The sequence below is a fragment of the Pseudomonas sp. B21-047 genome (genome assembly GCF_024748775.1).
Taxonomy (GTDB): domain Bacteria; phylum Pseudomonadota; class Gammaproteobacteria; order Pseudomonadales; family Pseudomonadaceae; genus Aquipseudomonas; species Aquipseudomonas capeferrum.
The window spans coordinates 5,163,073-5,185,501 of record NZ_CP087169.1; the positions used below are offsets into that span (position 1 = coordinate 5,163,073).

Annotated in this window: 18 protein-coding genes; 2 read left to right on the top strand and 16 right to left on the bottom strand. The window is 60.8% G+C overall.

Going from position 1 to position 22,429, the window contains the following annotated elements; genetic code table 11:
- Positions 1-85: 85 nt before the first annotated feature.
- Both LOY26_RS23360 and LOY26_RS23365 read right to left on the bottom strand, forming a co-directional pair.
- Positions 86-505 (bottom strand): hypothetical protein, encoded by a 420-nt coding sequence (locus tag LOY26_RS23360; RefSeq protein ID WP_258714164.1) that lies wholly within the window; start codon positions 503-505, stop codon positions 86-88.
- A gap of 156 nt (positions 506-661) precedes the next feature.
- Positions 662-4,249, bottom strand: coding sequence for a DotA/TraY family protein (locus LOY26_RS23365; RefSeq protein ID WP_258714165.1), 3,588 nt, complete (start codon positions 4,247-4,249; stop codon positions 662-664).
- A gap of 972 nt (positions 4,250-5,221) precedes the next feature.
- On the opposite strand from LOY26_RS23365, the gene LOY26_RS23370 reads away from it, so the two are divergent.
- Positions 5,222-5,767, top strand: a complete 546-nt coding sequence (locus tag LOY26_RS23370) for a hypothetical protein (RefSeq protein WP_238347547.1) — start codon at positions 5,222-5,224, stop codon at positions 5,765-5,767.
- 11 nt (positions 5,768-5,778) lie between these two features.
- Positions 5,779-6,132, top strand: a complete 354-nt coding sequence (locus tag LOY26_RS23375; RefSeq protein WP_095063826.1) for a hypothetical protein — start codon at positions 5,779-5,781, stop codon at positions 6,130-6,132.
- A gap of 133 nt (positions 6,133-6,265) precedes the next feature.
- On the opposite strand, the gene LOY26_RS23380 is transcribed toward LOY26_RS23375, so the two are convergent.
- The 14 genes from LOY26_RS23380 to LOY26_RS23445 all read right to left on the bottom strand — a co-directional run bounded on the left by LOY26_RS23380 (position 6,266) and on the right by LOY26_RS23445 (position 22,380).
- Entirely contained in the window at positions 6,266-7,114 is an 849-nt protein-coding gene (locus LOY26_RS23380) for a hypothetical protein (RefSeq protein ID WP_258714166.1), read from the bottom strand.
- A gap of 37 nt (positions 7,115-7,151) precedes the next feature.
- Positions 7,152-7,730: a hypothetical protein gene (locus LOY26_RS23385; RefSeq protein WP_238347546.1), complete on the bottom strand. Its 579-nt coding sequence runs from the start codon at positions 7,728-7,730 to the stop codon at positions 7,152-7,154.
- Positions 7,730-8,572, bottom strand: a complete 843-nt coding sequence (locus LOY26_RS23390; RefSeq protein ID WP_095063828.1) for a hypothetical protein — start codon at positions 8,570-8,572, stop codon at positions 7,730-7,732. The genes LOY26_RS23385 and LOY26_RS23390 overlap by 1 nt, the downstream gene beginning before the upstream one ends.
- Positions 8,573-8,746: 174 nt before the next feature.
- Positions 8,747-9,538: a hypothetical protein gene (locus tag LOY26_RS23395; RefSeq protein WP_186652624.1), complete on the bottom strand. Its 792-nt coding sequence runs from the start codon at positions 9,536-9,538 to the stop codon at positions 8,747-8,749.
- A gap of 12 nt (positions 9,539-9,550) precedes the next feature.
- Complete coding sequence (locus tag LOY26_RS23400; RefSeq protein ID WP_258714167.1) at positions 9,551-10,516, bottom strand: hypothetical protein; 966 nt, start codon at positions 10,514-10,516, stop codon at positions 9,551-9,553.
- 134 nt (positions 10,517-10,650) lie between these two features.
- Entirely contained in the window at positions 10,651-11,970 is a 1,320-nt protein-coding gene (locus LOY26_RS23405; protein ID WP_186652626.1) for a type IV secretion protein, read from the bottom strand.
- Positions 11,971-12,049: 79 nt separating this feature from the next.
- Positions 12,050-12,322 carry a hypothetical protein gene (locus LOY26_RS23410; protein WP_095063832.1) on the bottom strand — a complete coding sequence of 91 codons (273 nt, stop codon included), beginning with the start codon at positions 12,320-12,322 and terminating at the stop codon, positions 12,050-12,052.
- 47 nt (positions 12,323-12,369) lie between these two features.
- Positions 12,370-13,569 (bottom strand): ATPase, T2SS/T4P/T4SS family, encoded by a 1,200-nt coding sequence (locus tag LOY26_RS23415; RefSeq protein ID WP_095063833.1) that lies wholly within the window; start codon positions 13,567-13,569, stop codon positions 12,370-12,372.
- On the bottom strand, positions 13,566-14,513 hold the full coding sequence (locus tag LOY26_RS23420) for a type IV secretory system conjugative DNA transfer family protein (RefSeq protein ID WP_227696468.1): 948 nt from the start codon (positions 14,511-14,513) through the stop codon (positions 13,566-13,568). Before LOY26_RS23420 ends, LOY26_RS23415 begins: the two co-directional genes overlap by 4 nt.
- A gap of 14 nt (positions 14,514-14,527) precedes the next feature.
- Positions 14,528-15,031, bottom strand: coding sequence for a DotD/TraH family lipoprotein (locus tag LOY26_RS23425; protein ID WP_238338538.1), 504 nt, complete (start codon positions 15,029-15,031; stop codon positions 14,528-14,530).
- Between the two features lie 81 nt (positions 15,032-15,112).
- On the bottom strand, positions 15,113-15,637 hold the full coding sequence (locus tag LOY26_RS23430; protein WP_227696470.1) for a transglycosylase SLT domain-containing protein: 525 nt from the start codon (positions 15,635-15,637) through the stop codon (positions 15,113-15,115).
- A gap of 2 nt (positions 15,638-15,639) precedes the next feature.
- Positions 15,640-16,257 (bottom strand): hypothetical protein, encoded by a 618-nt coding sequence (locus LOY26_RS23435; protein WP_095063835.1) that lies wholly within the window; start codon positions 16,255-16,257, stop codon positions 15,640-15,642.
- A gap of 109 nt (positions 16,258-16,366) precedes the next feature.
- A complete protein-coding gene (locus LOY26_RS23440) occupies positions 16,367-19,306 on the bottom strand; it encodes a TraM recognition domain-containing protein (protein ID WP_258714168.1) in 2,940 nt (979 codons plus the stop codon).
- 11 nt (positions 19,307-19,317) lie between these two features.
- Positions 19,318-22,380, bottom strand: a complete 3,063-nt coding sequence (locus tag LOY26_RS23445) for a type IV secretion protein DotO (protein ID WP_095063837.1) — start codon at positions 22,378-22,380, stop codon at positions 19,318-19,320.
- Positions 22,381-22,429: the final 49 nt, after the last annotated feature.

A 22,429-nucleotide genomic window follows, 5' to 3' on the forward strand; every position in this document is an offset into this window, starting at 1 on the left:
GCGCGGCACTGTAGCCTGAATACTAACTACAGATATGGTGAAAATCAATTTTCTAACAGGCTATTTTGACAAAAAGATGCAGCGATCAGCTCGCCCCCCCCACCTTGTCAAAGGCACGCCCAGGGCCATCCTGCAAAGCTTGTACAGCAGCGCGGTACAACAGCGTCAGATCTTGCCTGGCTGCGAGCACCTCACCGTAGAAAACCGCCGCCACGAAGGGTGCCACCCGAAAGAAGTCAGGCAGCTCACCTTGAGGGCTGGCGTGCAGCGGAAAGATTGGGTTGGCAGGCGCAGCCAGCTCGAACTCATAGCCGAACCCGCCCAGCCCCGTACGCTCGGATAACGCCTGGGCAATGCACAACACGGCCACCAGGCCGATATCGGCTACATCGTCGGCATACAACTCCCCGCCATCGTAGAAGAACTGTTCACCACGCACGATGGCCTGATCAGCCAGCCCGGTAAGGAGCCGTCGAAGCTGGTCTTCCAGTGGATTATCAACCATGCGAAGCCTCTGCTCAGCGCGGCCTCAGCCGCGTATCAAGTTGCGCACACCCATTGCGCGTCACCGTCCAAGACAGCCAAGGGCGGGAATAATTCCCCGCCTGCCGGCTATCCGTGGGCAAATGGCCACCCGCTCGGAGCAAGGCGGCCTGCCTGCTTATCGATCTTCTTCGTGGCCGACATTGGAGCGGCCGGTAGCATAAGGCTCACCGGCACGCGATGTGCCGCGACCGGTCCACTGGCCATCGGCACCCTCCTGCGCAGTGCCGGCGGAGCGTTCGGTAGCTGTCGCTTGCCCGCCTTGGTGACTCGCCGAGGATGCCCCGGCAGCAAGCGTCGCGCCGCTGAACTGATGGTCCTTGGCCCCAGCGTCGCCTGCCCGCCCAGCGGAGGCTGCAGCCGGCTGCTGAGCACCGCCATCCGCGACGGACGCCGCACCACCTGGTGCAGCGCCGCTGGCGGCATAAGGCTGCCCGGCAGACGCCGTGGAGCGACCCGCCGACTGGCCAGCAGCACCAGCCTGCGCGTTGCTGCTGGCTCCGCCGGCAACGGCCCCGCGCCCGCCCTCGTTACTGGCCGAGGATGCCCCAGCAGCAAGCGTCGCGCCGCTGAACTGATGGTCCTTGACCCCAGCGTCGCCTGCCCGCCCGGCGGATGATGCAGCCGGTTGTTGATCGCCGCCACTTGCGCCGGTCGCCGCACCGCCCGGTGCAGCGCCGCTGGACGCATAAGGCTGCCCGGCAGACGCTGCCGAGCGACCCGCCGACTGGCCCGCACCGCCATCCTGCGCATTCAGGCCGGAGCCGTCGGCAGCTGCCGCTTGCCCACCTTCGTTACTGGCCGAGGACGCCCCGGCAGCAAGGGTCGCGCTGCTGAACTGATGGTCGCTGAGCCCGGAGTCATCCGCACCGCCGGCAGATGAGGCGGCTGATTCCTGATCGCTCCCCCCTCCGACAGGTGCTGCCCCGGCCGATAGCGATTCCTTGAACGCCTGGATACGTGCGTCAGCACCTTCGTGATACGCCGCCTTGCCTTCCGCACCAGCGGTCGAAAACGCTTGCTTGTAATCGGCCCCGGCGGCGCTCGCAGCAGACGCCAGACCGGCACCGGCCGTCAACGCGCCCGCCTTCACCCCATCACGCATGCGCCCACCAATAGAGCCTGCTTCCGAGCCGCGGAACGATTCCACGCCCGCACGGCCGGCAGACAGCGCAGCACTGCCGGCGCTGCGCATGGCCCTGCCTGTCGAAGCGGCCCCCCCCGCAACTGCCCGGCCAAGGGCAACACCGGCTGCATCACTGACTCGCTGGCCGTTCGTGCGGCTGTCACTCGGCGCACTGTCGCCGGTCGCATCCGACTCCCGCGATGCCGCCCCACCTGCGCCTTGGCCGTTTGCACTGAGCAGTGGCGTGCCGCCGCCTGAACCGCCGCCGCGAGGCCCACCCCCCTTGGGATCATTGGGCGAACCGCCATCAGGCGGTGGCAGCCTGCCCTGGGTGCCGCCACCCAGGCGCATGCCGGTACCACTGCCCTGAACGCTCGAGCCAACCCGGCTCATGCCGCCTCGCATATCAGCCACCGCACTGGTCTCACCCATGCTGCCGAGGCCCCCGCCGATCCAGCTGAGCACCTGGTCAGGCAGGGTCTGGGGCAAGCCGAAGATCATGTACAACACGGGCAACAACGTCAGCCCGAACACCATGAACCACCACGCGAAGGTCAGAAACTCCGAAATGATGCCCACATTGCCCGAGGAGGTCACCACCGCACCGCGCATGGCGAAAAAGCCCTGGGCTATGTAGTCGATCACCGGGTCGGACACCAACACCGCCGCGAACAAGCCAAGCACGGCCAGCGCCGGGCGAGCGAACAGCGACAGCAACAGCAGGTAGCCTTGCGTCTGCGAGCCCACGAACGTACGGTCCGGCGTCATGTGCATCACAGCCCAGAGCGGCGCCGCAATGATCGACTGCAACACAGCGAGCAACCAGCCAACAAAAACGATCATGAACAGCGTGTAGGGCAAGCTGGGGAGGAACACAGCAAAATAGAACGCCAGCGGCTCGATGTAGCTGGCCATCAACGCCAGTTGCTTGACCGGCACTTCCATCACCCAGTCCCACAGCGGGGTCACGACCTTGTCCAGGTCCAACCCGTTGCCCAAGCCTTTGACCGACGAAAGCGTACCCGCAAGCACCCTCACCGCTGTTCCCGCACTTTTGATGGCGACATCGGCCACCAGAATGCCGGCGCGAGCTACGACCAGGTAATCACCCACGCACTTCATGCGGTTGAGCGAGCCACCCATCTGCCCCGCCGTTCCGCAGAGCGGCGTCTGCCCATTGCTGCCCGCCCCCGTGGCGATCTCCACCACGTTCAGCATCACGCCGTTGACGAACGACGACATCTTCGCATCCATGTCGGCGCGCAAGGTGCTGACACTGATATCGCTGCCGGGGTCCTTGGGGATCAGGCTCGCGATGTCTTCGGGCTTGGCCGAGGTCGAAGATTTGTAGCTGGTTTTCTCTTCTGCCTTTTTGTCGATTGCCTCAGTGACCGTTGTCACGCTGTTGGCCAGCAAAAAGAACCGGGCATCGCCAGGCAGTGCACCCAGGGAGGGCGCACTGACCGCACCCACCGGCTCGGCAAGCACGCCTGCAATTTGCCCGCGGACCATGCCTACACGCTGGAACCACCCCCCGGCTGCCGCCCAGCCATCATTGGTAAGCGTCTTCAGGAAGTCGTCGAGGCCCCCGTTGACACCCGACGCCTGGTTGGTGACCTGGGCGACGATATCGGTCGCCACCTTCTGCTCCCACTTGTTCACAATGACGTTGAACTGGCCGGAGTCGACTTGATCCCAGCCCGTATCATTGATGGTGGCTGGCCACTGCCGCACCCAGTCATCCAGCTCTTTCATCATGTTGATGGCTGCTGCGCGCTTGATGCCCTGAACCTGCACGCGCATCTGCTCCAAGGCTTGGGCAGTGGCGTCCGTCTTCGTCTGCGCCTGGTATTCGGCCACTTTCACAGAGCCGCAAAACGCGGAGCCGCCCGCCAGGTTGGTAACCTTGTTGCGGTCTTTCAGGTCGAAAACCCATTCCTTGCGGCCATCCACAATGGTGAATTTGTCTTCGGTCCTGTTCTTTTTCGCGCCAACTTCAGGGAGTGCACCTGAGGCGGTGTTGTCGGCATAGATCGAGTTGGCCGCCGTCGCGCAGTAAGACCCCGCCAGGTAGCCGCGGGCAAAATCGCGCAGCCCATAGAAGTTGCCGGGGGAGTTCACCCCTTCGACAACACCGTTTGGGGACAGAACCCCCATGGCCATGCCCGCTTTATAGGTGCCGTTGGCAAAACCAACGCCCCACAAGGCGAACATCAGCACGATGAGCTGAATGAAAGAAAAGCCACTGGTTGTCGGCAGCAACACGGCGCCACCTGCCACGATCCGTACCGGCGTCCACAACGAGGACCAGCTCTTGCCCATCGCCTCACCGTCGTTGGCGGTGTTGGTCACGCCCATCACCGCTACGTACGAGACGATCAGCGAGCCGATGATCAGGATCCCGCTGTTGAAGAAGCCGAACATCGTCGCAAGGATATTCGCGCTTGCCTCAACCGTATTGGGGTCGGTGCCTTTGACCAATGCATCGATGACCGGGCCGAATATCCGGCCTAGCATCTTGACCGATTGGTCGGTGCAGGCGCTTGGATCGCTGCACGGAGAGAACGGCATCTGAGCCATTGTGAATACCTACCTGAATCGAATTGCGGACGGATTATCTGAATCGTTCGCGACGAATTCCCCTTGGAGTGCTCCGTCGTCCTTGAGATGAGCTGTCGTGCAGCCGCGTAAGCGAAGGCCTAGACGGGCATGCGTTCTAGCTTGAGCCATGGTTCCACCCTGTGAGCCGTAATCCTGCGGATAGCTAAGGTCGGGCAATCTTAAACCAGACATCACAGAATTATCAAAAAAATGTTACGAAAGAAAACTAACAAAACAATTTCAGAACGCGTGCGCTGCTGAAAATCGGCGATCTCACAAGCCACCCAAGCTTGCCAGCTCACCACAGTAAAACCTATAAAAACAGGCTATAAACGAGCTTAAATCCATGAAAAATCATGAATACTGCTTGAAATGCACATACTGCCCCTGGGGTTAAATCGACCTCCATTCGCATACTCGACCCGTTCTCGAATGATCCATGAAATGGCGAAATTTCATCTTCAATTAGGCTTTCACATGGCTGCAAAACCGCTAAAAAAGTAGATTGCTCTTACGCAGCCCCACCAGGCACGCAAACGCAACAACAGGCGAAAACGCCCGTATCACTGGGGTTTCAGCGCCTAGCTTGAAAATGGGCGGTTTTTTTCGTGCTCAACCCGCCTCGGCACATCCGGACATGGTGGGGGATACTATAAAACACTGAAAAAAGCGTTTGACTCGACTCGCTCACAAGAAATAAAACAGTAAAAATGCTATGGTCACTCATGGCAGACGCACCCAGGTCTGCGAGGGAGCACCCACAGCACGTCGCAAAGCCGCAATCGACGCTTCGCATCAGCCTATGCGACTGGCGTACGGTGAGCCGCGCAGGGAAGCTGACGTTGCTGGATGCCGACTGATTCGGGCACGTTCAAGCCCTGTGAAAAACGACGGACATAGATGCAGCTATCAATACGTGATGCCAGCCGATTCGTGATCGGCGCCGGGTTAATGCGCCAGAAAGCCATCGAGGCCTCGGGCAACCCGGCAATTAGTTTTGAGAACGTAGCGCAAGCCGCACTGCGCGAAGGCCCCGACGGCCAGAAAATCCGGCAAACCATCGACACGCTGGCTGACCAGGAATCGGCCTGGCTGCGCAATACGCCGCCTCACACCCTGAACTCCGATCGGGTCATGCAGAGCCGGGCAGCCGAAATCAGCGCATTCACAGCCATCCACCGCGCCGTGATCAGCACCGTGGCCTTCGACGCGGCCCCACAAGCCGAAAAAGGCGCCGCCGAAACCGAACTTCGCCAATCGCTGCTGCATGTACTCGAAGCGATCGACAACACGCCCGGCTCACGGGCCGACCGTGAAGGGCTGCTGAGCAATCTGCGCGATCAGGTGGTTGCGGTAGCGGGCGACGGCGACTTCATGAAGCGCGCGCTGCGCGACAGTGAACAGGCGTACCTGGCCGCCGACCTGGACAAGACATTTGCCCGTTACGCCAATCCATCGCTGTCACGCAGCGAGGGCCTCGACGACTACAGCATGTAAGGACGCACGCCATGCCGAGCGCACAGGATTTCCAGAGCTTCACAGCCTCCGTATTCCCCTCTCAAGCGGCGGAGATCGTCATTGACAAGCAGCCTGTTCTGGCCGATTACGGCCGAGAGCTGCGCAGCGCCATCAACCAGCTCCCACCGGAAGCGACCCGAACGCTGCTCAGCGAGTATGGCGGCGCGACCGCGCAGGTCGTCACCTCGATCGAGGACGCCATTCTGCTGCGCGAGTTTGCGCACGAGCGTGCCGCTCAACAGGCGGACCTCAGCCAGGAATGGCTGAACGCCGCAGACAGGCACGGCCCCGGCATCAATGAGGCAGCGGTGGCGGCTGACGATACATGGAACATGGCGCCATGACCGCCCTCGGCAACTGAGTGGCGCAGTAAACGCAGGCAAGTACCCCGCAGCATGGAAGATGATGGGCAACCACCTCCACACTGCGGGACTGGGCTTGCCGGCGATCAACTGCGCAGCAAGCCCACTGGCAGCGCTAGCGTGCAGCCGCCGAGAACTGCCGGGAGTGGTCTTTGCAGCCCATCGATGCCACCGTGAAGCGCACTTCATAGCGCGAATAGTCGCCAGCTGAAATATTCGAAGGCCGAGGGCCTTTATCGACGGCCTTGCTGTACCCAAGCACCGCCTCACAGGCAATCAACTCACCGATCTGGGTGTTGAGCTCTGCCACTCGCTTGCGCATACCCTGCGCGAAGCCAGCATCGTCCAGCACCACCGGCGTGCGCTCGGGCGTGGTGACCAAGTCTGCATACTGCCCATCGGCAGCACCCATGAAGCTCACGCGAATGGAGATGTTGCCGTTGCGATCAACGCGCGGATACCCGGCAAAACGGACCTTGAACTGGTTGATCGGCGCTAGCTGGCTGACGGTTCGGCCGGCCACTTTTTCCCAGTAGGCATTGGACGGGTTGGCAGGGTCATAGGCAGGCACGCCCCTGTCGTACGGCTTGCCCGCCATGCGCAGTTGCTCCTGGCGCAAGAAATAGCCGTCGCGGCAGGTTTTGCTGATTTTTGCATCCATGGGCTGGCCCGACTTCGCGCTGTACAGCATGGCTGCGGCACATTCGAAGTCGTATTGCCCGTTCAGGTACAGGTACTCGCCACTGTTGAGGGGGCTCAAGCTGTAGTTGAGATCCAGCCCACCACTGCCCGCGCCACCTGCGATCCCGCTCACGACGCCAGTAGGCATCAACGAGGCCAGGGAATTGGCGGCCTCATCGGAAAAGCGAATCTTGGTAGTCCCGTCCGGCATCTTCTCGGTGGTTACACAGCCCGCCATGGCCACAGCGGCCAGAATAGGCAGGATGAGTGTGCACTTAGTCATGCTCGTATCCTTACTTGTGAATTCTGCTTGAGCGCGATCAGAAGAATCGCCCCATGTCTTGCTGCTGAACTTTCGCCTGCTGGGTCTGCTGCAGTTGCTGCACCACATCACCTGGGCGCATCTCGACAGGCTCGCCACAAGGCTCACCGACATCGATCACGTAGCCGTCACGCACATTCACATGCACGAACCGAACGAACTTGGCGCGCGCCATGAGCGCACGCTTGCTGCTCTCATCAACAAAAATGCCGAGCGACAAGGGCGGCATGCGGGCATCCATGAAGCTGACGCCTTCGACCGACAGGTACAGGCGATCGGAGACGTAAGCGGCCTGGAAAGGCATGTGAGCAGCCCAGGCCGCCTCGAATGGCTGAACACCCACATACAGGGTGTCGCCCTCCAGCGCAAAACTGAAACGCCCACTTTGCATGGGCGAAAGCAACATCACGCGCTCATGCCGGGGATGACGCAGCACTTCGTCCCGCTTGAAGTTCGCCGTCCAACGCAGAAAGTTGGCGTAGGCCACCACTTGCCTGGCAGCCCGCGTTACCCGTGCCCGCTCTTCTGCGCTGATTGCCGGCCCCACATCCTTTTGGCCCTGGATACCCATCTGCATCAGTCCTCGTGCTTTTTGCGTTTTTCCAGCATGCCGAAGAAGTCATCAAGGATCTTGTTCAACATCTTCTGCGGCGTGTGGCCGAAGTTTTTCGCATGTTCGGAAACGCGCTCATGGTTGTCATTGCGCAAGGTGTAAGAGTTTGACGGGTCCTTTTTCCGATTGCGGAAGGAAATAAGCCCCGACCGGCGCGCCATCGACATCATGCGCTCGTAATCCGTGTGCGAAATGTTGAACTTCTTGCGGATATCGACCTTGGTCAGCCGCTCATCCGCCTTCATCAACCGCACACTTTCCAGCATCAGGTTATGCAACTGGTTCAACCGCACCAGGTGGTTGAAGCCACTGTCGATCTGCCCACGCTCTACTGCACCGCGATCGGTGTCGGGGCGGGCCAACCCGCTCGAAAGGTTCTTCAGCACGACTTCATCGGACAGATCGAGCGGGTTTCGGTTCTTCTTCGTTTCTTTAAAGTCGGGCGACTCGCCGCTCAGGTAGTACACCGAGCCTTGTTTGGCGATTTCCACTTCCAGGAAAGAACACGCCACCATGAAAATGTCTTCGGTGCAGAGCTTGCGCGAGACGCCTTGCTGAATGGCTTCGCGGCTCAGCGCCTCACCCGCGGCGCGCATGGCGGCGTGGGTATGCTTGGTCCGCTGAATGTCCTGGACCATGTTGAAATACGACTTCAACGGCAGCACCTTGTCAGACAAGTTGACCAAGGGGTGCAACTCTTTGACGGTATCTGCCAGTACATCCGGCGAGGGGACCAGCAGCGACCTCAGGCCTTGGGCAAGGGATAATAATTTAGCCCCGTCTTTTACTTCATTCGCTGGTCGCATATACGTACCTAAAGGTTCTCCAATCCAAAATAGTCTTCACGTGCTGGCGGGCGCAGAACCCCGCTCAAGCAGAACAGCAGACGAAGGCTTCACGAGCATCGCCTGCTTATCTCCAATCCTGGAAAAGATCCTCCTTCGGCACCTGCCTAGCAGCGAAGATGGGAGCAATTGAGATCATTGCGGTGCCAGGCATCCGAGGTCTCCGCCCTGCCCTGGGTCAAGCCCCATGGACTGCAGCGTCTGCTTGGTCAGCTCGACCTGCGCCTTGATCGACTCGGGATCGTTCGCCATCTGCTGCGCGACAGCATTTTCAATCGGCGACTGACTGGAAGCAAGATGTGACAGAGTCGACAATACGGCAATGACCAGAACCGGCGGCACGACCCACGCCAATACCGCCTTGCGCCGGCGTGACCGGGCCTGGCGCTCTGCGTCGCTGGCGGCCTGCTCGCGCAGCGCCTTGCGTGACGGCTGGGGCGCTGCAGCGTGGTACTGCGCACTCGCCACAGCCGGCTGCAAGGTCTCCGGCTGCACGCTAACCTTTTGCGCTTCTTCACGCTGGAAGTAGTCGTTCAGGGCCTCGTTCAAACATTCCGAAAGCGCCTGGCGCACCTGATAGGCAACCAGTGCCGGGTCGATGTGGGTGAGCGCGCCCTTGCGATCCGCCTCGGCATGGAACACCAACTGCAGGGCAGCCAGCTCGTAGCTCGACAACACGTCGGCATCATCCTGGATCGCCAGGCTGACACTTCCCGTCAGCATGCGCCGGTGCCCATCGTCTTCAGCGGCGTCCAGCCCTGCCACCACCAGGGACAGCTGCTTGAACGCCTTGGGGATACGCACGGTGCGGGTAGCCCGCAGCGCGTCATGTGGGCTCTGGCTGTCGAACACCACCAACAAGTGCTCGGCCGAGCCGAAGAGGCGGATGCTGGGGTCGAATTCGAAGTTCGGGGCTTTGGCTTTCATGTACTTTGCTCCTTAAAGTTTTCCAAAGATGTCTTCAAGCACGACGGCCTGCGAAAGGCCCGTCATCATCCTTGGCTTCCCTGTGCGGTGGTCGACGAAGAAGGCAGCCGGGACACCCGCTTGCTCCTTGCCGTTGTTTTCGAATGCTGCGTACAGAAACGCCAGGTTGGTGCTCAGCTGCTCCACCGTCTCCGGCGAAGGCTCGGAGCGAATCTGTTCGTGTTTGCCGAGCACCCGCTCAAGCGTGCGCTGGTCCTTGGCCTGCAGGATCGTGGCAGCAAGCGGCACGCCATCTGCCGGGTTGCCCAGCGCAGCCGACGGGATCCACTTGATGGTGTGGCCCTTTGCCGCGTAAGCCCTTGTTAAGTTGTACGCCTCGCGACAATACGGGCAGCGTGGGTCAATGATGATGTAGACGGTATCGCCGATACTGCCATCGCCTTCCTTGACGCCCGCCAGCGAGTCAACCGTCTTCATCGACTCAGGTACCGCGCCCTGGTATTTACCGTCCATGGCTGCAGCCTCCCGCACGTTCGTGGCTTCAACCGGCGACATCTGCGGCGCGGCCGGTGCAGCGGCTACGGGCGGGGCCGGGCGAGTGTTGTTCAGCTGGGCCACACCCGGCAGGAAGGCGTCGGATATGTTCGCGCCTGTTTCAGCATTCCAGGCCACCCCGGTGAACAGCACCGAGGAATCCGGCGTGCTGAACAACACCACTTGGTGGCCGTTCTTTTCCACGGTCCAGGCAGTCAAGCCGCCCAGGCCGACAGGGCGGGCGTTGACGATGCGGCCGTAGCGCGATACCCGCTGCGCAGTCAGGTCATCGAGTGGCTGTTGCGCAGGGTTTGCCGCAACGGCACCTTGAGCGGTGATGAAGGAAGAGAGGTCTGCCGTTTGAGCAGGGTCGGCATGGGCGACTGAAACCCCCGCCGCAAGCGCCGCCAACACGGCTACAGGTCTTGCAATCACACCTTTCATGGCTCGATGTCCTTATTAATAATCCAATACGACCTTATTCTAACAAAAAAGTAGAACTTGGCACCAAAAAAACAAAAAAGGGCCATCTTTAAAGAGGGCCCTTTAGTGGTACCGATACGCTCAAGGCCGCAGCGTCAGGGCGCACCCTCAGCAAGTGCTGCCGCCTGGGCCGCAGCATGTTTCTCTTGTTGCACTGCCTCGTAGCGCTTCTTGTCGGCATCCAGGTACTTGTACGCCGACATGGCTTGCTCAAGGCCGTTAACCGCCTTGTCGAGCTGAGGCTCTGCCAGCGACATACCCGCTTTGCACTCGTAAAGAAAGTGCGACAGGATCCCCGGCGCCTCCGGGAAGCCCGCCTGGCGCCCGATGGTCTGCAGGGCGTACCACATGTCCCGATCAAAGAAACGCAACCAGCGCATCTCGGCCGGTGGCAATACCCCCAGGCGCCGGGCCTGGAAGAACATGGCGAAAATGATGGTTCTGACAAACGCATGGGCGTGCAGGATCGCGCTTGCGTTAGGGTGCTTGATGTACTTCTGAATGATCGCCCGCGGCACTTCCAGTGGCACTTCAGGTTTCAACCACGCATAAGGGTCGGGCGCGCCCTGCCCCTTGCTGCCCTTGCCCGAAGGCGCTTTGAACTGGTCCCAGCACCAGGCAATCATGTAATCACTGTCGGCCATGGCCGCCTTGAAGGCGGCGTCGTCCAGGGCAGCATCCGTGGCAACCACACGGGGTAGCGCGATGGCCACCAGCAGGGTTTCGGCAGGGGTCAAGTTACCCACCCGGGTCCAGTGCTGGCCCAACTGACGACGCATCACCTCGGTGGCTTTTTCACGATCCAGGGTCGGCGCCCAGCTGCGGTCCGCCTGCTCTGCCCACCCGCTGATCAGCAGGTGCTCATAGGCAAACTGGCGGGATGTCTGCGACATGCCGAATACCGGATGATCAAGCGGCTGAGCAATCAGGTCGAGTTCCGCGAACATACGCAGGTGCGGGTACTGCGCCTTGCTCTCTTGCACATAACTCTTGATGTTGTGCGTCTTGGTGAATTTGAGTTTGGGGTGGGTCTTGTTGATGCGGATGAACATGCGCACCGACAGCACCACCATCACCACAAGCAGGAACCCGTTCACCACCAGGGAAGACGAGGTGATTTCACTCCATGCCACCGTCGAAAAATCGCGCTGGCAGGCGCCGACAATACCGTCCGGCGCACACATCCGCCCGACCCATTGGTTGATCGAAGCAATACCCGGAAGCGCCGCGAATTCGCCCGCAACGCTCAACAGCCAGAGCTCCACGTAACGGATGTAGACATAGACAGTCGCAATCTTGTCATGGGCGAAAGACCACGCGCCCCAGCCTCCCAGGTACAGCACCAGAATGATGCCGATGAGCACGGCGGGGTCATCCCAGGTAAAGCTTCTTTGCCCACCGCCTTGCTGTTTCATTCAACGCCTCCCTGGGCCAAAAATGCCTTCACACCCGCAACGCCGCCACGCCATGTGCCGGCCCTGTGCAGCGTGCTTTCTACCTGACCAGCTCTTTGAGAATGTTGTGCGTGGTGCGCACCCGCCCTACCAGGAAAACCCCGGCCTGGCGAAACACCGCGCGCACGGTCATTTTTTTCACGACTTCGATGTAGACCAGGCCGAACGTCATGCACAGCGCCAACGGCAGCAGAAACTTCCACAACGCTGGCACCAGCAGCAACATCAACCAAGGCAAGGCGGCGCTTGCGTTGATGACGAAAAAGCGTGCCGGTGGCGCGCTTCTGCTCCAGTGGTACCGTCCCTTTGCCATAACCCCTCCAAAATCTCGTTTGCAATGCCATTACAGGGCGCTCCGGCTCAACCATGCCGCAGATCGCGGGCGGTCGACTCGCTGATCAAACCTGCTGCCAGCAGGCGATCTGCTTCAGCAGCAAAGGTATGCCCTTCCTCACGCACGAATTCGGCGACCCGCTGGGTCACACGGCCCATGTCGGTCAAGTCCATCAAGGTGTCGCGCACCTGCTCGGTGAACCGCAGCCAGGAACGGGCCGCCGTACGCTTGCCATCCACCGTGGGCACGAGCTTCTGCGCCATCATGAACCGGCTGGTATCGACCAGGTCGTAAATCGCGGTCGCCCGCTCCTGTTCGGGGAAGCGGGAGATCATCCTGCGCATGATCGCCGCGACATCCTTGGCGTGAACCGTGCCGAACACCGGGTGGCCTGTCAGCGACAGCTCGACCGCCGCCCGAATGGTTTCCTGGTCACGCAATTCACCGATCACACACAGGCCGGGCGCACGCCGCATGGCCTCGCGGTTGGCCCTGTAGAAGTCTTTGAAGTGCGTAGGGATCTGCGACTGCACGAAAATCGAATGCTTGCTCTGAATCTTTTCGTACGTAAATTCGATGGGCTCTTCGTGGCTGATCAGGTTGCCCTTGATCGGCGTGTCATTTTCAAGAATGAAGCGGTTGATGGCGGCAAAGGTGGTGGTCTTGCCATGGCCGGTCGCCCCCGCGATATACACGATGCCGTCACGCGGCGTGGCCATCCTCACGATGTCTTCGCTCAGGCCTACGTCCTGAATCCGCGGTGGGTCGTCGGGGATCGCCCGGATGACGATCTGGCAGGACGTATCGCCATGGCAGGCAATGGGCGAGGCGTTGACCCGGTAGGCATACCGCAGCCGAGCACCGCGGGCATCCTTGCGCTGCGGGTCGAACAACTCGTAGCGCTCGTTGACCGCAGTACCGGACACGATATCGGTGGTGGCTGTGTCGCGGTTGGCGGCCATCTTGAGCAGCTCGTTGACCTCCCCGACATCCAGCGCACGGCGGGTGACCGCATACAGACGGCCGTACTTCTTCACCACGACCGGCAATGCGGGCTGAATGAAGATGTCGCTGACGCCATGGCTCAGCGTTTCCAGCATCATCGCCTTGAACTGCTCGGCACGGTCGAAGCGAAAGGGGTCTTCATAACTGGTCAGCCGTTCCAGGCGCTCGATCATCGCACCGGGTTCCAGCATCATCACGTCATCGTGAAAGTCCTGCTTCATTGCGGCCCGCCTTCACTGCCCGAAGGCTGGGTGCGCAGCTCACCACCACCGGGCACGGCAAATGCCTTGGCCGCACCGGGCTGGCTGGAAACACCAGGCGCCGGCGCCGGGCTGGGTGCACGCGGTGCCGGCGGCCTGCGCACAGGGTCGGCTGCGGTCGACGTTGCAATCGAACTGCGCCATACATTCATGTTGTCGTTGAACTGCGGCAACGCGGTGATGCGCAGCAGGGTCTCGTCCACCGCCATGGTCTGCCCCTCTTTGGTGACAGGGATCGCGGCACCGGAAATGATCGGCATCGTGATCTGGCCGTGGCGGGCGAACGTGCTGAAACGGCGCATGCCATCGATGTCGCGGTTCATCCGGTCGAAACCATAGGTCAGCATCAGGTTGGCCTGCTCGACGCCTTGCTTCCAACCGTCACGGACGGCCAGTTTCCACACGCGTTCTTCTTCGTCCGAGCGTGGCATCAGCGCCGACACCAGGGACGTGCGGTCCATGGCGGGCAGCGGGAAGCTCAGGTACTCGCGCCAGCTTGGCGGGACCGACGAAAAGCGTGCCTGCGACTCGATCTTGTAGGACGCGCCCGAAAGGCGAAGCGTGTAGTCACCGTCCTGGTTGTACAGATCGCGCGCCTCGGTGATCACCGGCGGCACCACACGGTCCTGGATCATCAGGTTGCTGAAGTCGTAGACCGTATCGAACTCACGCTCGCGCTCCTTCAGTGCCTTGTTGATGTTGGTCAGCTGCCACGCCAGGCCAGCCTTTACCCCCACCTGCAATGCCGCATCGAGAATGGCCTCGCCGCGGGCCGCCGAGGCCTGGTTCTTCTCGTCACGCATGGCTTCCACGGCCGACCTGGCATCACCGGCGTCACCCTGCTGCTGAACATAAGCCGGCTTGTCGTAAAGGCGCTCAGCGTCTTCGAGGGTCATCGGGGGCATGTCCATCGCCATGTTCAGCCCCTCCCCAAAGCCAGCGGTACAGGCTTGTAGATCAGGCGCAGCGTGTTGGTGCTCTTGTCGAGTACCACATCGGCGCCGGTGTCGATCTGCACGCCCACATCCTTGAGCACGTTAATGGGCGTGGCTTTACGCACCCAGATGTTGATCGGCTTGAGGTCCACGCGCTTGCCGCTTTCGACATAGGCATAGCCATAGCGGCTGGCGAACGTCTGCAACAGCTCCTGGGGCTTGCCGATGAAGTCGATATCCACCTGGTCGGTGTCGACCGCAGCCTGCCTGGAGGCCGCCTTGACGCGGTCGGCCGTCAGCGACGAAACATAGTTGTGCTGCGAGTTGACCGCCACGGCCACCTTGTCCGCGATGATGCGGCTGGCAAAGGCCTCGGTGTCATCGGTGGTCGGTTTGGCAGAGCTTGCGCACCCACCCAGCACAAACAGCGCAAGCAGCATGCCCCCAGCCTTGCAGCCGCCGCGTGCACCCATGAGCATTCCTTTCATGTAAAAACTCCTGAAGTTGTCATTCTGATCGACCCGGCGTGCCCTACGCTCAAGCGCTTCGGGCACTGGCGGTGGCCTGTTCTACTGGTAGCTCACCACGTACTGGGCGTGGCGCTGCTGTTCGAGGTACTTGCCCCATTTCACCGCGAGCGGAATCAGGCCTTTCTTGTAGATGTCGTTGAATTTTTTGGTACGGGAATGGTAATTGGCAGCGCGGGTCCAGAAATCCTGACCGTTTCTTTCGTCGAGCTTCTGACGCAGCAGCCATGCTGCCAATTCCGCGTTGTAACAGCCCCGCCAGGCGACATCGGACTTGGTGATTGCCGGGTATGAGGCGAACACGCCTTTCGGGCCCCAATGGGTGGTGTTGATCTGGAAGTGGCCAAGGTCGAAAGTGCCGTTGCTGTTCGAGACACTCTGCCCGTTCTTGCCACTTTCCTTGCTGGAAATGGCCAGCAGCACATTGGCAGGTACGCCCTGGCGCTGGGCTGCCTGAACGACACATTCGATGTCCGCCGGCCGCACGGCATAAAAGTCGTCCGCCTGGGCCAGCGCGGGCCACAGCGTCAACGGGACGACTACGCGGTACAACCACTTACCGGCCATGCTCAGATGATCCACTTCTGGTGCTGGAACCAGAACCAGAATGCCCCTTCGACGAACAACTGCCCTGTCGAGACCTGCCAGCAGCGGTAGGACTTCTTCATGCCGAAGACCCACAGCGCGAAGCCGATCGACAGCCAGTTCAGGGCCACCATCACGCCCGCGCCGGTTGCGAGCATGTAGATAAACCCGAGGATGGCGACAACGCTAGCGATGAAAAACGCCCTGGAATGCAACCGGTGGTTGCGAGCGATGCGGTCGATCTCATCGCGCTCGATGGTCGTCAGCTGTTCTTTGACCCGCTCGTTGCGATAGCGCGCGGCGTGGTCCCGGACCTTCTTGACGTCATCCTCTTCGAACAACGCAAAGTCGCAGTTGTTGCAGCCCCAGCTGTGCAGTACGCGGATCTTGCCCTTGGGGCTTTGTTCAAGCTCCTGGTGATCGCCTTCGGCCTTGAGCAGCACACCCCGCTCGCACTCCGGGCAGGCGGGGCTGAAATTCGACTGCCACAGCGACTTGATGTGCTGGTTGCCCATGCGCAGCTGGTTTACGCCCAACGCCGCCATCGGCATTTTGATGAACGCGTACTTCGCTACTTTCTTCCCTGTGCTGAACAGCCCCATCGCCTCACCATAGCATGCAGAAATTCTAGTTTCTGATTATCTGTCAGATTTATATCGTCGTCAATTTATGACACAACCATCAAACAGCTTCCGACCAACGGGTTGCCACTTAGCTGTCTGGCTGCCCCTTGATCAACTCACGGCATCGCGCATCCAGGTCACTCAACTGTTTGCGTACCCCAGCCACGCCGAGTGCTTCAGGCTCGGGCGCGATGACATAGGCCGTTTCGCGGGCGATGGCATCGCAGGTAGTCTGGATCCGCTCCTGCGCGGCCCATTTGTCGGACAACGATTCAAAGCCCTCGCCGGCCGCCATCAGCTGCATGTCGAGCAACTGCTGCGGCTCGGCAATGGCCAATTCACCCTCCCACGCCGCGTCCAATACCTTTTCATCCGGGGCGGCAACCACCGGCGCCACTGCCGTCTCAGCGATCATGTCCGCCACGGCCAGCAGGCTTGCTTCGATCGACGCCTGGCTCAGCGGGTCAGGCTGCGGCGTGGGTGCAGGCGCAACAGCAACTTGCGCCACGGCCTCAGGCGCTGGCGTTACCGGCAAGGGCGCAGCGGCCGGTGGCTTTTGCAAACTGCCCGACAGATATGCCCCAAGTACAGCGAACGAGGTGTCCAGGCGGCCAAGCACAGGCCGGTCGGCATCTGCATAGTTATGCTCGAAGGCGCTGTGCATGCGAGCAAAGGTCGGGTCGCCCTTCACCACCGAGCGCACCCGCTTGGCGAATGAGCCGTCTTTCAGGCTGTCGACAAACGCCTTGCGCGACGCCCTGCTCTGAGGCAGGTCCGAAGGCTCTGGCGGCTCGACAGGGATGAAGTCGTTGATCCGCATTTCTTTGGGTGCAGGGCCAGCGGTGTAGAAGCCAAGGCCACGGATAAGCGCCACGCCACCGGTTTTGCCATTCTGCGATTTCTTGCCGATCAGGAACGTGAATTCGCCGTTTTCCTGCATGGCGACGTCGTCGTAGTTCAACCGGCTACGCTGCTCGATCGCGACATTGTCGGACTGTCGCAGTTTTTCATTGGCGCCCCCCGGCGAGCGCTCGAAATTACCTACCATGGCCTGCGAAGACTCCGCCGCCGCACCCTGCACGCGCCGCCAGGTCTCGGACTCGGTACCCGAAGTCAGTCGGCCGACGGCCCGGATATTGGTGTTTTCCCAGGTGGCATCGGCTTCTTCGGCACTGGATTTTTTAAGCGAAGAGAAGTCCTGCGCGGCAAACGTCACGCTGAAGCCCAGGCTGCGCGCCTGGGCCGGGGCCACCGCGAAGCCGACCACGGCGTAATAGCCGTATTCATCGAGGATGGTATAGAACGGGAACTCCGAGCCCGTGGGGCGGCTGTCGATGATTTCGCGCACAACCCCTTCAACCCGGTTACCCAGGCAGCCGGCCATCATCTGCTTGATGCTGCCGACGATCATCTTGCCGAGCATGCGCATGCTGTCCGGTGCCCGCTCCAGTGCAGGCAGCAGCACCACCAGCAGCCGTCGGTTGATCACCACATCGTAGAAATCGACATCGCCGACCCGGGTCTTGAAGATGTGCCCATAGTTGAACGTCAGGTCGTTGAAGATCCGCCCCAGCTGCATCACGATGTAACCGTGCTGTTCGAGGGTCTTGGTTTCCTGCTTCTTCAACTTGGCTTTCTGATAGCCCGGCAGCGTCAGCAGGTACGAGCGCAACGGTGCGACGATGACATCGAACATGTCGCCGTATTTGCCACCGTGCTCCCACACCAGTTCTTCGATGATGTTCAGCTCGAAGTATTCCAGGTACTTCTCTGGCGACAGGTTGATGTGCCCCTTGTCACGCAGGTAGGTCAGTGGCCGGGTCAACGCCGCCACGAACATGATTGCGCGGCCTTTCCACATGTCGCCGCCACCGCCCGAGTCATCCATCAGCGAGACGATCAGCTCGATCAACATGCCGGACGAGGTGTTCCCCATCATGTTCATGTTGTTGGTGACCTTGTCGACCTGCTTCTCCACGAAGTCGCGGCCAGAGGTGATGAAGTTGATGATCAACAGGTCATCTTCACGCCCCAGGTAGCGCGACAGGCGGAATATTTCCTTCTGCAGCTTGGGGTCGCCCTTGCCATCGACATAGATGAAGCCCGTGTTCTGTACCAGTGCGTTGAACACGATGCCCAGCAACAGCTCGGTGTTATGGGTGACCAGGCTGTCGTCGGTGATGTACAGGTGGTGTGGGTGATCGATCTCGATGCACTGGCACTGCGCCTGGCCGGCAGCGGTGACTTTCCAGACCTCTGCCCAACCGTCGAACTTGGCCGTACCGCGCTTCTTGCGCACCTTCGGCAGCATCACCACGACGCCACGGGCCATCAGCGCCCGAATGGCATCGGTGGTCACGGTATGGGCTTGTTCATTGCCGTCCGGTTCGCGGCTGAGGACGCGCCACAGGTGGTCGCCGGTCGCCTGGGCACGGCGGCCGTCGCGCGTGGCGATGGTCCAGATCGGCTGGATGCCCTGCTCGATCACCCGCAACACAGCGGCGTGCTTGCCATCGGGTGTGCACACGCTATCGCCCACCTTGACCTGGCCCATCGCAACCCAGCCCTTCGGCGTGAGTACCTTGGCATGCTTGGGCTGAGGCTTGCCAGAACCGGTGGTGCCCAGTACCAGCTGGTGCGTCCTCAGGTCACTGTCGCCGGCGTAGATCTGCTCTTTGGTTTCCAGGTCGTTGCCGAAGAGGGTGACACCCTCGCCCTTCTTCTTGCCCTTGTAGGAACCATCGTTGACATCCGCCAGCTTTGGCACCCGGTACGGGAAATCGAACGCCCGGTTATCCACCGCCACGAACTTGCGCTTGAAGGCCCAGGCCAGCAGCAACAGCAGCTCACCCGAAAAAGGCACCTTGATCAGTACCAGGGCCAGGATCGGCAACGCGAACGTACCGAACACCGCACCTTCGGCAGATTGAAAGAAGTCACTGAAGCGCTGCCCGGCCAGGCGAGTATCTTTGCGCCGCCGGCTGCTGCTGACTTCATGCTGACGGGATGCGCCCTTGTACTGAGCCATCTGTCGCCCCCTTAAACCACGTCTTCGAATGCACTGGCGCTGATGTAGTCAGCGACCAAATCCTTGGCGATCCGCGCAATCACGGACTGCTCCATGTCGTCATCGACAAACTCGACGTCCTTGAACGTTTCGCGCTTGAGCCGCTCGACCATGTCCTTGCAGCCCCCTGACGGGAAGCGTCGGGCAAGCAGCGCCAACGCATCCGGGCGCGGCATATGCTCATAGAGCATGGTGCGCAGCTTGCGGTCTTCGGCGGTGGTGGTCAGTGCCCAGAGCCGCATCGGCCCGGCAGACATGGTGAACAGCTGGCTGTAGCTGGCATTCTTGGTCTCGAAACGCGCCAGGAACGTACAGCCGTGCTTGTTCGCACCGTGGACGAAATTGACCAGCGCATGTTCTTCGGTATCGGAAAGGCCAATGTTCTTGCGGAGCCAGTCGCGGGTTTCCTTGGTGCCCGAGTCGAGGATGAACGTGGCCGTGGCGATCTTGGTGAGCGGGCCGAAGTCCTCCATCAACTGGGAAGCGAGGATGATTTCCATGTTCCACTTTCGCGCCTCACGGCCGTCGGTCTGCATCTGTTCCTGAAGCCCGGAGTGGCCGCCCGTCTTGTGGAACTCGTCCATGCACATGACCTTGTATTCGTCTACCAGGTCGGCGACCAGACGCTCGTAGAACGGCAGGTACTTCTCGGTGAAGAAGGGGAAGTCCTCTTTCGAGAAGGCCACCTTTTTCATGAAGCACTGGCGAGCGATCATGTACATCAGTGCAGTCTGCTTCTTGGCCGAAGCAGAGCCCTGCAGCGCCACGTCCTGCAGGTCGAGGGCAACGATGCGGGCACTGCCCACGTCGAAGCGGGTGTGGTCGGAGAACACCGGGAAGTCGCCGACCGATTCGCGAATGCCAAGGATGAAGGCATCGACCAGGCTGCGCCCCACCTCACCAGAGCCTTCGTATTCGGCGCGAACCTCTTCGGTCGATGCCACCGCTACCAGATCATTGAGGGTCGGCACCGCATAGCGCTGGGTCACCTCGGCTTCGTACACCATGCCGGCGTCGAACATCGCATCGACCAGTTCCCAGTAGGTGGTGGCAGGAAGAATGCGGAAGCCCAGCTGCGCCACCGCCGTGTCCACCACGTCGTTGTGCCCGGGCTTGTAGGTCTCCGGGCTGGCCCGCTCGATCTTGTCGTCCTTGCGTCGGTAGGCCAGGTCGACCATGCGCCCCACAAAGTTGCTCATCCCTTCGTAAGGCTTTTCGCGCTCGGGCGGCGTCACCAGGATGGTCAGGAAGTTCTTGTTGAACTCACGGTCCTTTGGCAGTGGATAACGCTGGCCCAGCGGCGTATCAAGCGGGTTGATGCAGTCTTTTCTGGCGTTCTGCAAACGTTTGTACACCACCAGGTGATGAAGCCTGGGTGGCAGGTTGTCGCGAACCAGGTCGCAGAAGCCGGACGAGGAAATCCCGATATCGGTAATGCCGATGTAGGGCAGGCCCGTCAGGCCCGGCATCAGGCAGGACTCGAAATGGTTGTTGTTCATCAACACCGATTTGCCCGAACCCGGCTTGCCGGCGATCAAGGTGATCCATGTGGTCTGCTGGGACGAGAAGCGCTGATACTTGAGGATCTTGCCATCCAGGCTACGGTAGATGGTCGACCCCTCCTGGAACGGCGACGCGGGCCGGGTCAGCGGCAGCATGGCCACCGCATCGCCCAGCGGCGCGGCCGCAGGGTCGCCGAGGTGCTTGGTGGTCAAGGCCAGGCAGTTGGACTGGAACGCCTGCATCGGGTTGCCGGTACGCTCGATGAATACCGGTTGCCCCCATGCCTCCAGGGTGCGCCACAGCTTCGATTTGCGCAGCGCAAGTTCCTTCACGCCTTTCTCGTCGGGGCTGGACCAGGTCATCGCGGCAATTTGCAGCTTTACCATGCACTCGCCGTCGCGCACACGCTCGCGCAGTTCTTTGGTGGCCAGGTTGATGTTGCGGTTCTGTTCGGAGGTGACCGAAAGCAGTTGGGCAAACAGGCTTTTCCAGGCCAGCACACTCATGCCATCGGAAGACAGCATGATCGACATGGAGTACGGCAAGGCCCTGGACACGCCGTTTTCCTGGGTTTCTGCACGGTTGAGGCTGTTGAACAGGGTATTGAAGTACTGCGGCTCTGCCGGCGGAATCGACATCAGCAAAGGCGCATACACCCGCGAGCCGACCCTGACGCTGGTGGGGTCTGGCAGCAGGCTTGTGCGCTGCCCACTGCCAATTTCGCCAGAGGTGACCATGATCTGGCTGGGCAGCGTGGGGTACATGAACTCCGACTTGTCATTGCTGCGGTTGTTGGCCTTCCAGCGCATCGGGATTGCGCTGCCAGGAATGTAAGGCTTCCAGCTACGCGGAGTAATGTCGGGGTTCACCTTGGCACGGATTGCGCGAATCGCTTCGCTGACGTCGAGCACATCGGCCGAGCAGCCGAACTCGGGGGACGTCAGGTCTTCGGTAATCTTGGCGACGAAGGAAAGGTGGCGATCCTTGAGGTAGGAGATGGGGCGCAGCAGGTTCTGCGCCTCGGCGGTAGCGGGCCAGTCCGAGGCTTTTCTGAACTCGTTGGTGGCTTCGCGGGCCATCGTCTTTTCAGTCTGGTCAAGCAGCGCGGGCCGCGACCAGAACACCAGGTAGCATTCTTCGTCATACACATACTGCGCGTACTTTTTTACCCCTTCATTGATCAGGTGGCGTACGTTCAGGTTCAGCCGCTCGGCGGTAGCCGCCTGCTGCAAGGCGTTCTGCTCCAGCGGCGCGGTGGCATCCAGGTCACGGCTGAAGACAATCTGCAGGTGATGGCCGCGCACCTTGAAGTACACGGCAAGCGATGCTTCCAGCAAGCTCACGAGCCGTTCGAACTGTTCGCGACCCAGCACGCTCTTGGTGCCGTTGAAGCGCACGATTGAAGCCAGCGAACCGTCGTTGGCGACGATGGACTGCCCACCATCGACCGTCTCCAGATCGCAGTAGTCCTGCACGTCTGCTTTGAGCTGGCTCAGAACCGTCAGGATCACCGCCTCGAGTTTGTTAAACATGTCCTTGTTCTCCCTTGATAACGTTCTCAACGGCGAGGCTGATCAGCTC

Coding starts and splice junctions, on each gene's coding strand:
- LOY26_RS23360 (WP_258714164.1), bottom strand. CDS start 505: ATGGTTGATAATCCACTGGAAGACCAGCTTCGACGGCTCCTTACCGGG.
- LOY26_RS23365 (WP_258714165.1), bottom strand. CDS start 4,249: ATGGCTCAGATGCCGTTCTCTCCGTGCAGCGATCCAAGCGCCTGCACC.
- LOY26_RS23370 (WP_238347547.1), top strand. CDS start 5,222: ATGCGCCAGAAAGCCATCGAGGCCTCGGGCAACCCGGCAATTAGTTTT.
- LOY26_RS23375 (WP_095063826.1), top strand. CDS start 5,779: ATGCCGAGCGCACAGGATTTCCAGAGCTTCACAGCCTCCGTATTCCCC.
- LOY26_RS23380 (WP_258714166.1), bottom strand. CDS start 7,114: ATGACTAAGTGCACACTCATCCTGCCTATTCTGGCCGCTGTGGCCATG.
- LOY26_RS23385 (WP_238347546.1), bottom strand. CDS start 7,730: ATGCAGATGGGTATCCAGGGCCAAAAGGATGTGGGGCCGGCAATCAGC.
- LOY26_RS23390 (WP_095063828.1), bottom strand. CDS start 8,572: ATGCGACCAGCGAATGAAGTAAAAGACGGGGCTAAATTATTATCCCTT.
- LOY26_RS23395 (WP_186652624.1), bottom strand. CDS start 9,538: ATGAAAGCCAAAGCCCCGAACTTCGAATTCGACCCCAGCATCCGCCTC.
- LOY26_RS23400 (WP_258714167.1), bottom strand. CDS start 10,516: ATGAAAGGTGTGATTGCAAGACCTGTAGCCGTGTTGGCGGCGCTTGCG.
- LOY26_RS23405 (WP_186652626.1), bottom strand. CDS start 11,970: ATGAAACAGCAAGGCGGTGGGCAAAGAAGCTTTACCTGGGATGACCCC.
- LOY26_RS23410 (WP_095063832.1), bottom strand. CDS start 12,322: ATGGCAAAGGGACGGTACCACTGGAGCAGAAGCGCGCCACCGGCACGC.
- LOY26_RS23415 (WP_095063833.1), bottom strand. CDS start 13,569: ATGAAGCAGGACTTTCACGATGACGTGATGATGCTGGAACCCGGTGCG.
- LOY26_RS23420 (WP_227696468.1), bottom strand. CDS start 14,513: ATGCCCCCGATGACCCTCGAAGACGCTGAGCGCCTTTACGACAAGCCG.
- LOY26_RS23425 (WP_238338538.1), bottom strand. CDS start 15,031: ATGAAAGGAATGCTCATGGGTGCACGCGGCGGCTGCAAGGCTGGGGGC.
- LOY26_RS23430 (WP_227696470.1), bottom strand. CDS start 15,637: ATGGCCGGTAAGTGGTTGTACCGCGTAGTCGTCCCGTTGACGCTGTGG.
- LOY26_RS23435 (WP_095063835.1), bottom strand. CDS start 16,257: ATGGGGCTGTTCAGCACAGGGAAGAAAGTAGCGAAGTACGCGTTCATC.
- LOY26_RS23440 (WP_258714168.1), bottom strand. CDS start 19,306: ATGGCTCAGTACAAGGGCGCATCCCGTCAGCATGAAGTCAGCAGCAGC.
- LOY26_RS23445 (WP_095063837.1), bottom strand. CDS start 22,380: ATGTTTAACAAACTCGAGGCGGTGATCCTGACGGTTCTGAGCCAGCTC.